General features: G+C 41.8%; 9 protein-coding genes. 6 read left to right on the top strand and 3 right to left on the bottom strand.

Going from position 1 to position 15,431, the window contains the following annotated elements:
- Both KHS38_RS18905 and KHS38_RS18900 read left to right on the top strand, forming a co-directional pair.
- Positions 1-4,131, top strand: a complete 4,131-nt coding sequence (locus tag KHS38_RS18905) for an RHS repeat domain-containing protein (protein WP_213490124.1) — start codon at positions 1-3, stop codon at positions 4,129-4,131.
- A gap of 16 nt (positions 4,132-4,147) precedes the next feature.
- Positions 4,148-4,609 (top strand): hypothetical protein, encoded by a 462-nt coding sequence (locus KHS38_RS18900; RefSeq protein ID WP_213490123.1) that lies wholly within the window; start codon positions 4,148-4,150, stop codon positions 4,607-4,609.
- A gap of 166 nt (positions 4,610-4,775) precedes the next feature.
- Here KHS38_RS18900 and KHS38_RS18895 read toward each other — a convergent pair whose 3' ends face one another.
- Positions 4,776-5,120, bottom strand: coding sequence for a hypothetical protein (locus KHS38_RS18895; protein ID WP_213490122.1), 345 nt, complete (start codon positions 5,118-5,120; stop codon positions 4,776-4,778).
- Positions 5,121-5,922: 802 nt separating this feature from the next.
- A complete protein-coding gene (locus tag KHS38_RS18890) occupies positions 5,923-6,378 on the bottom strand; it encodes a recombinase family protein (protein WP_213490121.1) in 456 nt (151 codons plus the stop codon).
- Positions 6,379-6,972: 594 nt separating this feature from the next.
- Between KHS38_RS18890 and KHS38_RS18885 the strand changes: the two genes are divergently transcribed.
- From KHS38_RS18885 to KHS38_RS18875, 3 genes are all read left to right on the top strand, one after another.
- Entirely contained in the window at positions 6,973-7,962 is a 990-nt protein-coding gene (locus KHS38_RS18885) for a hypothetical protein (protein WP_213490120.1), read from the top strand.
- 568 nt (positions 7,963-8,530) lie between these two features.
- Positions 8,531-8,923, top strand: a complete 393-nt coding sequence (locus tag KHS38_RS18880; protein WP_213490119.1) for a hypothetical protein — start codon at positions 8,531-8,533, stop codon at positions 8,921-8,923.
- A 144-nt stretch (positions 8,924-9,067) separates the two neighbouring features.
- Positions 9,068-13,090, top strand: a complete 4,023-nt coding sequence (locus KHS38_RS18875) for a DUF5977 domain-containing protein (protein ID WP_213490118.1) — start codon at positions 9,068-9,070, stop codon at positions 13,088-13,090.
- An 87-nt stretch (positions 13,091-13,177) separates the two neighbouring features.
- On the opposite strand, the gene KHS38_RS18870 is transcribed toward KHS38_RS18875, so the two are convergent.
- Entirely contained in the window at positions 13,178-13,390 is a 213-nt protein-coding gene (locus KHS38_RS18870; protein WP_213490117.1) for a hypothetical protein, read from the bottom strand.
- Between the two features lie 125 nt (positions 13,391-13,515).
- Between KHS38_RS18870 and KHS38_RS18865 the strand changes: the two genes are divergently transcribed.
- Positions 13,516-15,431: DUF6443 domain-containing protein (locus tag KHS38_RS18865; RefSeq protein WP_249665480.1), on the top strand; the 1,916-nt coding region annotated here is incomplete at its 3' end.

Raw genomic sequence — 15,431 nt, 5'->3', positions numbered from 1 at the left:
ATGAAAATCAGTAGAGCAATTTTAATACTTAGCTGTCTTTTTGCAAGCCCTATTGTGAAAGGTCAGGAAGTGATATCGAGCGTTTCACCCATAGAACTGCCAACTGCCGGAAATACGAAAACAGTATCCAGCGGGCAATCCCTGCGTGTGATCAGCAATCAATCTATTACACTCAAACCGGGCTTCACGGCTCTTGTGGGTTCAAACGTGAGCTTGAGCATAGCTTCGTCAACTATTTATCCTATACCCGCGGCTGCCGGCTCTGCCAATCCAGAGTTGAATTGGGTATTGAAAAGAGCGTTTAACGAAAATGGAGAAGCGATTGCTGAAGGCAAAGCATTTTTTGATTTGAGCGGGCAAGCCCTGCAAAGTCAGTCGAAAAGCTTTGTTACCCAGCATGTGTTTGCCAGTCAGCCGATATATGATGCTAACGGCCGGCCGGCTATACAAACACTAAGTGCACCTATAAACAACAGTGCATTCAGCTACAAGCCAGACTTTGTGCAAAATGCAAATAATGCTAAGTACAATACGCTGAATTTTGATACCAAGGATAAATTGAACAATCCCGACCCGGTAGGAGCCGCACAACCAGGCACGCTGGGTTGGTATTACAGCAACAATAACACCTGGGATGCCTATGTACCGGCAACAGCTTTTCCGTATACCAGGACAGATTACTTCAAAGATGGTGTGAATTCGGCATCGCGCCAGGCGGGTGTCGGCGAAGCCTTGAAATTAGGATCAGGGCATGAGCCGGTATCTAATACATTCCCGGTAGGGCAGGAATTAAGTAAGTATCTGGCCATTCGAAATAAGTTTTTCTCCAGCGATATAGTGGGAAAAACAGGGCAAACCGATTTGGCCAATGCTTCGTCGCTTATGATGGCTCGCGATGCGCAAGGAAGCTGGAGTATGGCTGTGCAAGACCAGGAAGGCCATACCTTAATGACAGCTTTACCCGGCGACTGGCTGCCGGTAACCAATACTGTGCAGTTAACCAATTATCTGGATGAACTAACCATCTTTAGCCATTTAGGCGAGCGTACAACCGATATCAAGCTAAAAGGGTCAGGAAAGTTAAAGGTATATGACCATGATCAATTAATCTACCATGGTGATTTCAGTGCCTACACGCCCCCAGCTGCTATTACTCCGACTAATGTCTATCGCTTGGCCTCCGACAAGCCATTTACCGCCAGTTACAATGCCGCGACAGGCGATAATGAAGAAACCGTTTGCGATAATTGCCGCTCGCAGGTAAAAGAAGGTAGCGTTGTGGGACAGAATTACCATTACTTAGGATTAACTAAGGCGGGGGCGCTTAATATTACAGGCGGGGGTGTAAACGTAGTGGACTTGATTAGTAACAACGTTTTATATACCAATCAGTCTGCAACAGTAAATTTACCGGCGGGCATGTACAAGGTTGTGGCCGCCAGTGGCCAGCCTCAAATAAGCTATACTAATACTTGGGGCGATATCAGTTATAACTACTACAATCTTAACGGTCAGCCTATTGCCTCTATAGCGCCTAATGGTGTGCAGCAGGTGCTGGTAAAGGGTATAGATCAATACACCAATAAAGAGAACTTACCTTTTACTAATCTGGCCGAATACGACCTGATGGGCCGCGTGATGGCATCAACCACAACTGATGGTGGCCGTTCCGAATATGCTTATACTAAAGATGGCAAAATTCGCTTTAGCCAAAATGCAGAACAACGTAAAACCGGGAGATTTAGCTATACTAATTACGACGAACTTGGCCGGCCAATAGAAGCAGGTGAGTACCTACCGGGGAGCAGCATCTCTTTTAACAGCGCTAAAACGGACCAAGCTCTTCTAAATAATGTTTCGGCAGATGGCGGGTTGACTGGTGGTAGCCGTTCTGATTGGATGAAAACCCATTATGATGCAAGTGATAACAGCCATGGTTTAACCAGTTATGTACAAGATTTTACAGAGAATGCTGTAAGTTGGACGGAGAATGCAAACAGTAAGACCTGGTTTAGCTATGACGAGCAAGGGCGTGTAACCTGGATGATTAAATGGATTAACGGTTTGGGCTTTAAAACGGTTGATTACACTTATGATTATTTTGGTAATGTTACTACGGTCGCTTATCAGAAAAGTAACAATACGGAAAGGTTCTATCACCATTATACTTATGATGCCGATCAGCGGTTAGTGAATGTACAAACCAGCCGTGATGGCGTCAATAAGCTACAACAGGCGGCTTACCAGTATTATTTGCACGGGCCACTGAAGCGCGTTGAATTAGGCGATAATTTACAGGGTATAGATTATACGTATACTGCACAAGGCGCATTGAAAACGATCAACCATCCAAGTGGTGTGGCTGCGAATGACCCCGGGCATGACGGCGCTAATAGTTTCGCTGCTGATGCCTTCGGCTTGCAGCTGGAGTATTTTAACGGCGACTATACGAGAGCGAATAGCAATATAGGGAGTGTTAATACGGGGCAGGCCACTTATTACAACGGGATGGTAAGCGGCATGAGCTGGAAAAGCAAAAAGCCGCAGGGAGTTGTAAGTACCGATGGCGTTGCCGTGCAAGACCCAACCATGTATACTTACGGTTACGATAACAAATACCAATTAACCGGAGCCACCTGGGGTACGCCCAATTTTACTAATAACAATTTTACCGCAGCTACAAAATTTGCTGAGAACAACATTACCTACGATTTTAACGGCAATATAAAAGCCTTGCAGCGAACTAACGCAGCAGGGGTTGTGAGCGATAACTTCAATAATTACCAGTATCAGGCCGGCACTAACAAACTACTATCGGCAGGTAGTATGGCCTCACCCGAGAGTTATGCTAAATACACTTATGATGATTTAGGACAGTTAAAAAGCATGCAACAAGCTGGTGTATCATTTGGTATGTACCTCAAATATGATGTTACCGGTAAGATAACAGGAATATACGCTGATGCCGCTTTAACTCAATTAAAGGTCGGATATATTTACGATGAAGCAGGTAACCGCATAAGCCGAATCGACAATACAAGTCAAGTGCCGCTCACCACCTATTATGTATATGATGGAACTGGCAATGTTATGGCTATTTACAACGGTGCTACAATGGCAGAAGTGCCAGTTTATGGAAGCACGCGATTGGGTAATTATACATTGGCATCCAATAGCTATGTATACGAACTGCGTGACAATGTTGAAAGCGTCCGTGTGGTTATTAATAGAAACAAAAAAGCTGACAGTACTGTTGATGTAACTACCTATAATGATTATTTTCCTTTCGGTAGCATTGCCCGTAACGGCGGCGTTGGTTATCGTTACGAATACCAAGGAGCTTATGCCGAAAAGGATCCGGTTACTGGCTGGAATAACTTTGATTTACGCATGTACGATTCAAAGTTGGGTAGGTGGCTTTCACCCGATCCAAAAGATCAATACGCTTCCCCTTATACAGGTATGGGAAATAACCCTGTTACGGGCTTTGATCCGGATGGAGGAGAAAGTACTGCAAGTCCCATCATTGATAAAGCTACTGGAGGTATTTTGGGCTATGATAGTTGGGGCATGATAGGACCGAGTTTGTATGCAACAGCTGCTGATTATAATATTTATTCTAATAATGGGCAAATGACAATTGATCATGATGTTGCCATTAGGGCTTTTGAGCAGTTCAGCTTTTCTTTTGTTCCAAGTGTGAGCGACCTTGGTTTAGATAAAGCTGGGTTTAGTATCGATAAAGCACTCCTTTGGTTGAATAATAATTCTCACCCTACATATGCTGATGCTGACAAGGCTGGGGAAGGATCAGCATGTGCTAGATTTGTAAGATTGGCATTAGAAGCTGGTGGAATTGATACTAAAGACCATCCTGTGCCAGCTAGATTGTACGGTTCATATCTCAAGAAGTGGAAGTTCGAAGAAACAGACACAAGGGATTTCAAGCGAGGAGATATAGCTGTAATACAAGGATATCCTGGAGGCACATCAGATCCTAGTGGAGTGCCATATGGACACATTGAAATGTATAATGGCAAACAGTGGATGTCTAATTTTAAGCAAAATTCTTTTTACCCAGGTAATAACTATAGAGTACATAAGCCACCATTTAAAATTTATCGTTGGTGACATTAATAAGGTTTCTATGAAAAAGTTCAAACTAACGCTTATCATAACGTTTATGATAGCAACATCCGATGCTCAGAATTATAAGCAAGATAAGCAGATAACAGATCGGATACGCAATTTTTATAATATTCACTGTAAGTTGTGGGCTACTAAACCTCTTACCTCTCCAGACAAATTATATATTAAGTTAGATTCTCTACAGAAGCAATATTGTACAGCTTTATTAAGAAAAAAGGCGAAAAGCTGGTTTCTTGATGGTCATGACCTGTTGACAAATGATTGGGGAATAGACCCTGAGTCATTAAATACTTTACGTATAAGAAAAGTTATGTCAAAGGACGGCATATACACTTATACTATTTCTTACATAGTTAAAACTTATCCTGTATCTCCTTACGATGCTAAAATGGAACGAATAACTTTTCAATTGGGAGGAATAATTGTAGATAAAAAATTTATGATTAATTCAATCAAATAGCGTATGTAAAATTACATATGCAAGACACTGAAGAATACCGCTTGAGAGTAGGGGGGTAAATAAAAACACCATATTAAGGTATAAACTTATACTCCTTTCAGCTCATTATTTAAAGTCAGATTAGTAAATTAATACTTTAAATCAGCCCAAATACGAAACAAGAGAATTATTTTTTCTTGCGTCTTTCATTTAAATAGTTCTGAAAAGTTAAAACTTGCTCTTGGCTAAGTATTTCTGCCAACTTGGCCTGGTTGGCTTTTACTTGAGCTATAACCACAGATTTATCAGCATTGATATTTCTAAGACTATCGAAGGTTACATTTTGGTTGTATAGCCAATTGTATAAATCCTTTTTTTGCTTGTCTGTAAGATGTAGTTGAATTTGTGATTCACTGATGATCCGGTCGGCCCTTAATTTAGCCGATGTGCTTAATTGCGGAGTTTGTGACTGGGCGTGGGCGATTCCACCTACAAGAAGTATTAAGGAAGTAAAAAAGGTAAAGGCTTTCATTTGTTTTTATTTAAGTTTTAAAGATAAAAGAATCTTATTTAAGATGCAATGGCAACACGATTAACGTCTAAGTAATAATCAAGGTTTTGGTTCTGACTGAATTTTAGGTGTATGCGTCCCTGCTTCTTTTATCTTGACTCAACTTAAGCAAATAAACCCAGATATGGATAACTTTGATATTATTAAATTAAGTAGCTAATTAACTCTTGTAATGGATTAGCAACAATAACTTGAGGGAAATTATTCTGATTAGGAAAGTAAAAACGTTCTATCGTTTAACACTTTAAAATCTTTATGACGAAACCGATCCATATTTATAAATTTCAGTATCAAAAGTTCGTTTTCATATTCAAAATTAAATTGTTGAGTTAAAACGCTAATTTATATTGAAGGGTAGAGAGTAAGAATTGCTGGCCCTTCTATTCCTCAACCATATATTAAACCTATATAGCATTATAAAGATTACACCAAATAGAATAACTATCTCAATTCGAAATTGGTGTGGCATTCTTAGTATTTATTCCGTATATATAGGTGTAAAAATTGATGTATATATAAGGTATAAACCGCTGGAAAAGTAACAATCTAAAAGTGGTACCAGCTGGAAAGATATTGCTGGTTTCTAGAAGAGCAAAGCCCAGATTACTCCTTTTCTCTTTTTGCTGTTATCACTCGCGGGCCTGTCCTCCATTCTCATTTCGTACATAGGTTAGATAACGGTAGCAGGTAGCAATGGGTAGCTTGAGCCTTTCCGCTATTTCGCCGATGGAATACTTGCCGGTGTCATGCAGGTCGCGGGCCGTTAACCCACCTGCATCTTTTCGGGTGTCAATCCTGCTGGTCTTCCACCTTTCTTCCCTCGGGCCTTGGCAGCCGAGAGTCCAGCCTTGGTCCGTTCCCGGATGATGTCTCTTTCAAAATCGGCAAGGGAAGCAAAGATGTTGAACGTAAACTGGCCGGTTGCGGTCGTCGTGTTGATGTGGTCATGCAAGCTTACAAAGTCAACACCCTTTTCTTGAAGATGGGCAACTACATCTACCAGATCGCGAAGTGATCTTCCAAGCCGGTCCAATTTCCAGATTGCGACCTCATCTCCTTTGCGGAGACTTGCCATCAGTTTTCTGAGTTCCGGCCGTTCTGTGTTCTTGCCGGATATCTTTTCCTGATATATATTGTCACACCCAAACTTGGTCAGCTCGTTAATTTGCAGATCCAAGTTCTGTTCCTGGGTACTCACTCTTGCATATCCTATTTTCATTTATCTATGTCCCTCTTTATCAAATACTCATCATCAAAAACGCAAATTTTCTTTTGAATAATGGAATGAGTTTACGAGAATTCAACAAAAAGAAGAAAAGCGAGTTTTGGGGTAGGTGAGAGGTGTTTTCCGGTTTTTGTGATTTTTTAGTTTTGACCACCAAATTCAATATCAAAAAACGGTCGTTTTATAATAGAGAATTTAATTAGTCCTCCTTGATTAACCAGGCTGGATTTCTGCTTTTAATAGCTAAATAAATTAGTAGAACTTCTATATCTCTACAACAGCGTTGTAGGGCAACCGTGGAGCTATCTGTTTGTCATATAGTCTTCGAGTGTTTTTATTCATATACGATTAATAATTATAAAATCTTAATAGAAGCATTGGCTATTTATAGCAATATGGTATCTTTGCTTTCGAAGTATTAATTACTCAATCTTAAGACCTTATCACAGAAATGACTCTACCTCTCATACGGTTGCATAGGCTACTGCACAGTTAAGCATCGGAAAATACATCCTTCAGCGTCACAAGAAACGCTTGTGCCGCACAGCTTATTAAGTATATCAATTTAGTCACTATTACAATTTCAAAATGAAAAAGCTTTCTACTTTACTGGCCTGCCTGTTGGCTGGCTGTGCTTCTTATGCGCAAAACACACCATGGAACACAACCGGTAACATCGGTATCGGTACTACCAACCCGCAATCCCCTTTAAATGTAAAAGGATCGGTGACCGGCTTGATCAGGCTCACACCAGCAAGTGACAATGGAGAAGCCAGTATCCACTTTAGTTCACGTGCGTTAGAAACTGACAATAGTGCTAGGTGGGCGATTGGACCTGGGGTATTTGGTACACGTGGTAACTTTGCCATCGGTAGTACGATTTATGGTAATGCTGTTGCTACTTTTCTTACTAATGGAAATGTTGGTATAGGTACGATAAGCCCAAAGACAAATTTAGATGTAAATGGCACTCTGCTTTCGAGTGGTAGTTCCGCAAATATTGATGGAATTAATTTATCCTTTTTAGCCAACTCAGGAAAAGTACTTACTGGTTGGAACCGGACAAAAGGAGGAGGAGAAACCGACTTTATTTCCAACCAGGCTGACGGTGAAACAGGAGGCTTTGCGTTTTACAACTATAATAATAACAGTCAGGAAAAGCAACTAATGTGGATAAAGGGTGATGGCAACGTTGCAATTGGTACCCTGGACCCTAAAGGCTACAAACTAGCCGTAGCCGGCAACATACGGGCAACGGAAATAAAAGTAGAGGCGCTACCATGGCCGGATTATGTATTTAAGCCAAGTTATAAGCTGCCATCTCTTACGGAGGTCAAGGAATACATTGACAAAAACAAACACCTGCCGGATATGCCTTCAGAGCAGGAAGTTGCTAAAGAGGGTATTAGCCTAGGGGAGATGAATCGGTTGTTGGTGAAGAAGATGGAAGAAATGACGCTGTATATGATCGAAAAAGACAATCAAGCTCAGCAGCAGCAAAACCTTAATAGAAAGCTTATAAAAAAGATAGCACAGTTGGATCATAAGCTAGCTGAACTTTATAACAAGCGAAAATAGTTAATAAGAGCTTATAGTATAAGCTACATAAAAGGCAACGCCTATTGCGTTTGATTCTTATACCTAATCAGTATCAAAGGCGGTTGTACCTGCAAATCTAAAAAAGGTTTTCAAATTGTCAATTATCACGCAAACACAGTGTAAATCGGATTCCTCCTTTTCTATAAGCATTAAATACTTTCCGTTTCCTAATATGTCAGGTTTTAAGATCAATTCGTAATCCTTTAAATTCTTTCTAATGGTCATGTTAAAAGGCTGCTCCCCATTTTCGCCTGTTAAACAGAATTGGGAAACTCTTTCGAGGTTCTCGATAATAGCTTTTAGTCAGCAAAAGTTATCCTTCATAAAGCCCCTATGGTCTTCAATAATTATTTGTTCACTTGGTGAATTTTATAAGCCCATTCACAACAAAGTGAATGAGCATGTCTATGTAGTTCGTTTACCGAATCTGAAAGCTCATAGTTCTCCAAGCTGTGAAATAATTAAACTAATTATCTGTAAAAGTAAACTTTTCTTTAGATGCTCAAAGAAATAGCAAAGTTTCCCAATTTAAAAACAAGAACCATAAATGAAAAAATTACAGTCAGCCTTGATACTGGGCGTGATTCTTCTAGCAAATGTGCTGTATGCACAAACCCGCTTGGTTACACCGAGTTATACCGGACATTCTCCAAACGTTACAGAAATTGGAAAGTATGGAGAGTATCCAGTGAACACAGCTACTGGTGTGCCTTCGATTGACATTCCGCTTTACACCATCAAAGGCAAAAAGCTGGAGTTGCCAATTTCATTGTCATATCACGCGAGCGGCATCCGTGTTGACCAAGAAGCTTCATTTATAGGGTTAGGCTGGGTTTTAAATTCTGGCGGCGTTATAACCCAGGTAGTAAAGAATAAGCCGGATGAGGGTGATTTCGGCTTTTTACAAACTGAAAGGAAATATCGAATTATAATCCAATGAATCATATAGATGCTCTTAGTATGTGTAGTGCAGCTACCAGTGAGTACGCGGAATTGTTGTGCGGTGTTTATACCTGATAATCAGAAAGGTGGTTTTGATGAAGTATACAAATTCTCAATATATAGTTTACAACAAAACTTTTTTATGACGAAAATACTAAATAAATTAGCTTTTTTAACTTGTTTGATTTTTTTATCAAACGTTCTTTTGGCTCAACAACTTGAGACGAAGTTAAATATACCTACCTATACTGTTCATTCTCCTAATGTAACTGCGTTAGGTCGTTATGAGGAATACCCGGTGAATACAGGAACAGGCGTACCGTCTATTGAAATTCCCCTTTATACCATTAAAGGAAAAAAGCTGCAGTTACCAATCTCGCTGTCTTATCATGCAAGCGGGATTCGCGTAGATCAAGAGGCTTCGTTTGTTGGCTTGGGTTGGGTATTGAATGCTGGAGGCATAATTAGCCGTGTCATAAAAGACAAGCCTGACGAACAAGCCTATGGTTTTATGGAATTAGGCAAAGCCTTGCCTAATTATAATACAATTGGCGATGACATAGGGGACTCGCAGCCGTTTAGAACTGGCTATAGTGAGACTTTGAAACAATGGGCAATTTATAACGATAAGCAACCCGATTTGTTTAGTATGCAAACAAGTAACTTAAATGCAGAATTTAGCCTAAATAATAGTGGTAAGTTTATTAATCTAAACTTGGATTCCATAAAGTTCGAAGCGGACTTATATGGCAATAAGATAGTTGTCACTGATAAACAGGGAAATACATATCGTTTCGGGACAAGCTTAGATAACCAACCAGCCTTCGAGACGCCGAGGCAATACAATTCAACCAGCACATCAAGTACGCATGTAATAAAGTATGAATATACTAACGGAAATTTGAACTATGTGCCACGGCCTGCAACTTGGTATTTAACAGAAATAATTTCTGCAGATCATTCGGATACGATTAGTTTTAAGTATAAAGACGTGGCCTACCATGGTTACAAACTTGTAAATATGGTCCGTTTTATGCTTGATGACCAACCAAACTTAAGCACTGTGGACAAGGGAGGCAACGAATTTGATGGTCTAATCAAGTCATTTATCAGAACCGATATTGCCGATGCTAAAATGATCGATAAGATTGTTTTCAATTCTGGGTACATACAATTTCTTTCTGCTAACGATCGGCAAGATGTAATCGCAAGTACTGACGGGCCTCCGACCCATGCTAGACTAACTGGTTTCATTCTCTTTGACTCTAAAGGTAACATAATGAGGAAAGTTGGTTTCGAAAACAACGTTTATTTTGAAAGAACTGCTAGCGGAATGCCGATGGTCTATAGCGCCCCTATGGATCCGGTGGCCCGAAAGAGCCTGAAACTAAATGGTGTGGTTTTCTATAACGGAAGCTCTAAACCCATCAATAGATATAGCTTTGATTATAATGAAACCCCATTGCCTCCACGGCAAACAACACCTCAAGATTATTGGGGATATTACAATGGCAAGAATAACGAGTCAATGATTCCACAAAATTTCTTTACCAAGAGCAATGGAAATCCTGTAGCCGTCGGAGAAGATCGAAAAGCTGACTTTAACTACACCAAAGCCGGTATTTTAAACAAGGTTGTTTTCCCCACAGGCGGATATACTACTTACGAGTATGAACCCAATTACTACTTAAACGATAGCCAAAAGCAAGGACAAGCGGAGATGCAAAGGAAGGTTACATTATATGCAATAAATCGAGATCCGGCTTGTACTTCAGATTTTTTGACTGGGGTTCCGGCCAATAATAGTTTAGAATTTCAGGTTAATGAAAATTTAGGCGGCTCAATTAACAATGGTAACATTACGCTGGGAAAATTATATGTCATGTTTTCTGATTATAAAGTCTCTACTAATCTTCCTATGACATTCAAGATCACGGATTTGACAAATAGTGATTTTAGCTATTCTTTTACCCATTGGCAGGCAGATAGAGATCAACGAAAAGTTCTGAATTTGGATATTGTCTTATATGAAGGTCACAAGTATAAAATGGAAGCATATACGAATGGAGTAACTGGATCGATTATGGGGACTTGTAATAGTCCTTACATTGAAGCAGGACTATCTTATCATTATTATACAGGTGGAACACCAGCCCAAATTATGCCTGAGCAAGCCGGAGGCTTACGGATAAAAAAGATTTCTACTTACGATATAGATAGCAAGATTGTCTCGCAAAAAGCTTATGAATACGGTGACGTTAAGTATGGCCCGAGCTCAGTAGGTGTTGGTGAAATACTTACAGATCCGTCTAAAAATTTTTATTATTCCCCGTTATTGTACCAGGATACAGAATTCACGAAAAGTTTAAAGCGGGTAATTTGGTTTGCATCGAACAGTTCTGTAGAATTAGGTAGCAACCAAGGTTGCGCAGTTAGCTATGATAAGGTGACTGAAAAAAGTACATCGGTAGGCAATTCGCAAGCGTCAAACGGAAAAACAGAATATCAGTACTACGCACCAACGGCATACTATGAACCCAAGTCAAGCGGGAAATTTCCATACGTGTTTAAAACTTATCCTTCATGGATGAACAGTAGGATTAAAAGTGTGATTTTTTACAAATCAGATAATGCTGGTGCGTATTATCCTGTGAAAAGCACAAGCTATGAATATGAACTATCTGAGAAACGCATAAAGACTTTCGTAATCGACGAATATGAACCGTTTATTTGGTCGGGGAACAATTGGTTAAACACTGATTTGAGTAGGCAATGGGTATATCAAGGCGATAATCCCAATAACTTTTATTACTTCAACTATTTTGTTTCTTATGGTAGAACAAAAAAATCTAAGGAAATTACAAGAGAATTCGTTAATGGGATTGAGTCATCGACAGTAGAAAAGACCTTTACTTATAATAACCAAAACGAAATAGCCAAAGAAGAGTACACCAACAGCAAAGCAGAACTGGTTCAAAATACTATGAAGTATACTTCGGATTTGAACTATACGAATTTGATTAGTAAAAATATGTTATCGCTTCCGGTACAGGAAGAGCAGTTGGTGAACGGCAAAGTTGTGAGCGGTACCATTGTCAAGTACAATGATTTTGGTGCCATCAGCGAGCGGTATGCGGCCGTAGCCAATTCGCCCAAGGATATGGTGCCTTATGTATCCGCAGCTTCACTTCCGCCGTATTATGAAAAGAAGGAAACCGTTGATTACGATTGGAACAACAAAAATCTGAAGCAGGTCAAGTCGGAAAAAGGTATCAATACAAACTATTTGTGGAGTTACGGAGGACAATATCCGATCGCTATCATTCGCAATGCTGATAGTACCGCTATTGCAAACGTTTTAGGGGCGGATAACATTAAAAATTATAGCAAAAAAATAAGTCCGCCCGATGAAGCAGTAAGAAGCTTCCTGTCAAGGCTGCGTACGCAGCTGCCTAATGCGGAAGTGGCAACTTATACTTACAATCCCTTGGCTGGGTTAACCAGCCAGGCCGATCCTAGAGGAAATTTGAAGTATTACGAGTATGATACTTATCAACGATTGCGGAACGTTAAGGATCAGAACGGCAAGATAACAGAAAGCTATTGCTATAATTATGCCGGGCAGTTGCAGGACTGTGCGCCGTTGGTATCTTATGCCAGTGCAGCTATGGATACAACCGTTACCCGTAATAACTGTGGCCTTAACTCGGCATCGGGCAATTACACGTATTATTTGGCGGCAGGCAAATATACCTCCTTTACCAGTCAGGGAGACGCCAATGCCATGGCCCATGCTGATATGAAAGAGAATGCGCAAACCCTCGCTAATCAATACGGTTCGTGCTCCAGTGTATCGGGTGGTGTCAATTTAATAAACAATACACAGGGGCTAAACAACACCATAACCGTTCAACTGAAGCTTGGTACAACGGTGCTAAAAACCATGACCTTTCCCAATGCCAGCAATGCAAATGCTCAGTACATGGATATCCCGGCGGGCAACTACACGCTGGCTATAAATATTGCGGCTTCAACGCCGAGAGGGTTTACTATCTATCGCGACTTTAACATGGATTCGCCGGGAGAGTCAAAAAGCGGCACATCTGTTACGTTCACCAATGTGAACATCAGTGCAGGTTACGTACTTCCGGTTATTGTTTATTAATTCAAATCACGAAAAGAAACCTGTCTTAATATTTTTGATCAACCTATTCTAGCATAACCTTATATGCAAAACTGTAAATTACAGCATTTAGCCTATTGCTTGCTTGCTGGTTTCGTGCTCATGCTTAGGCCTTTGGGCGCACAGGCACAGCTCGTTGCTAACCAGCAGATGTCCAGCACAGTAGCGCCGGGGGCGTATTGCCATCAGGTAAGCCTTGCGCTTAAACCAGGGTTTTCCTTTAAAGCCACGCTCGGCAACAGTTTTAGGGCCTACATTTCCGGCAATGTATGCGTACCCCAAAATATACAGCCTTCGGATGCGCAAAGTTATATCATTACCCTGAAGCCACGGGGGCCCGGGGGTGCTGAATCCGATGGGGGATACTGCCTCGCTTTGTAACGTGGCCGCCTCTGTACAATATTTTGATGTACTGGGCAGACACTTTACAGACAGTGCATATTAAAGGCAATCAAAGCGGCCTGAAAGATGTGATTCAGCCTTTTGCTTACGATCAGTTTGGCAGAGGTGCCACGAAATATTTGCCTTACGCCACGGATCAGAGTGCCCCAGGCAGTTACCGCATTAACGCGCTGAATGGCACATCTGGTTATAGTAATAGTGCGCAAAAACAGTTTTACAATTCATTGGGCCAGGGTTATCCAGCTATCCCTTCGCCGTATGCCACAACTGTATTGGAGTCTTCTCCCTTGAACCGCTCGCTGGAGCAGGGCGCGCCCGGTAATGACTGGCAGCCCTTGGATAATAATATCCCAGGCTCAGGCCATACGGTTAAGCTAGAGTACAGCACGAACACAGAAAGCGGAGATCGGGTGGTCAAACTTTACCGTGCCGTTCCTGTAACTACTTCCGGACTGGAATACCAGCGCAAGCTGAGTAGCACTGAAAATTATAAAGCAGGTGCACTTTTGCTAACCATTACCAAAGATGAAAACTGGCAGGCAACCGACGGACTGGCGGGGCAGATACATGAGTATAAAGACAAAGATGGTCGCGTAGTGCTTAAGCGCATATTCAATAAAGTGAAAAATGCGAACGGGCAAGAGGTGCCGCATGCCCTGTCTACCTATTACGTTTATGATGACCTGGGTAACCTTTCGTTTGTCTTGCCGCCGGGGGCGAATTCGGACGGGGGGCTGCCGGATGCGACCAAGCAGACGGCATTCTGTTACCAGTACCGTTATGATGACCGGAATAGGTTAATCGAGAAGAAAGTGCCGGGTAAGGGCTGGGAACTGATGGTATATAACAGACTGGACCAGCTGGTGATGAGCCAGGATGCCGTGCAGCGCAGCAAGTCACCGCAGCAGTGGACGTTTACCAAGTATGATGCTTTGGGCAGGGTTATATTGACAGGTGTGTATAATGATAATCTGCACAGTAATCTAGCTTATGATAATTACCGGCAAAACTTCCAAGGCAGAGCCTATTCAGCCCCTGGGCAGTGGGAGACCGCCGATCCGAATAATACCACCACAGGTTACAGCAACAATGCGATTCCGCAGGGAAGTGTTGGCCAGTATTTGACGATGAATTATTATGGTAGTTATGCCTTTCCGGGGTCAGGGGCTTTGGGCGCGGCAGCGCCCAATAAGGATCTGGGCCAGTCTGAGAATGTAACAGGGTTACTCACCGGCACGAAAGTGAATGTACTGGGCACAACAAAGATGCTGCTGACGGTGAACTACTATGACGAGGAAGGAAGAGTAGTGCAAAGCAAGAGCGATAACCATCTTTTAGGCACAGATCAGGTAGAGAACAGCTACAGCTTTACTGATGAGCTGCTGAGTAGCAAGCGTACGCATATAGTAAATGGCACGACCACAACGATTGCCATGAACTACAGCTACGATCATATGGGCAGAAAGGTAGAGACCAAAGAGAGCATCAATGATGCAGCAGCGGTATCCTTATCCAAACTGACGTATAACGAGGTTGGACAACTGAAGGACAAGGCATTGGGTGATGGGCTGCAGACGCTGAGCTACGGCTACAACGAGCGGGGCTGGATGCGCACCATGTCCACGAGCGGCAATCTGTTCTCGCTGGACCTGAGGTACAACACGCCGGATGTATTGGCAAACGCACAGTGGAACGGGAATATTGCGCAGATGAACTACCTCACCACGAAAGTCAGTGCGCCGGGCACGAAGAGCTTTGCCTATACGTATGACAAGGTGAACCGGCTGACTAATGCCGTATCGACAGCTAACGCTTTGGATGAGGCGATCAGCTACGACGTAATGGGCAATATCACCAAGCTTACCAGAGGTGGCATCGGCACGAGTCAGGGCATGCTGGATTATACCTACAGCGGTAACCA

It is taken from the genome of Mucilaginibacter sp. Bleaf8 (assembly GCF_018390515.1).
Lineage (GTDB): Bacteria > Bacteroidota > Bacteroidia > Sphingobacteriales > Sphingobacteriaceae > Mucilaginibacter.
This window is presented reverse-complemented; position numbering and strand designations above follow the sequence as displayed.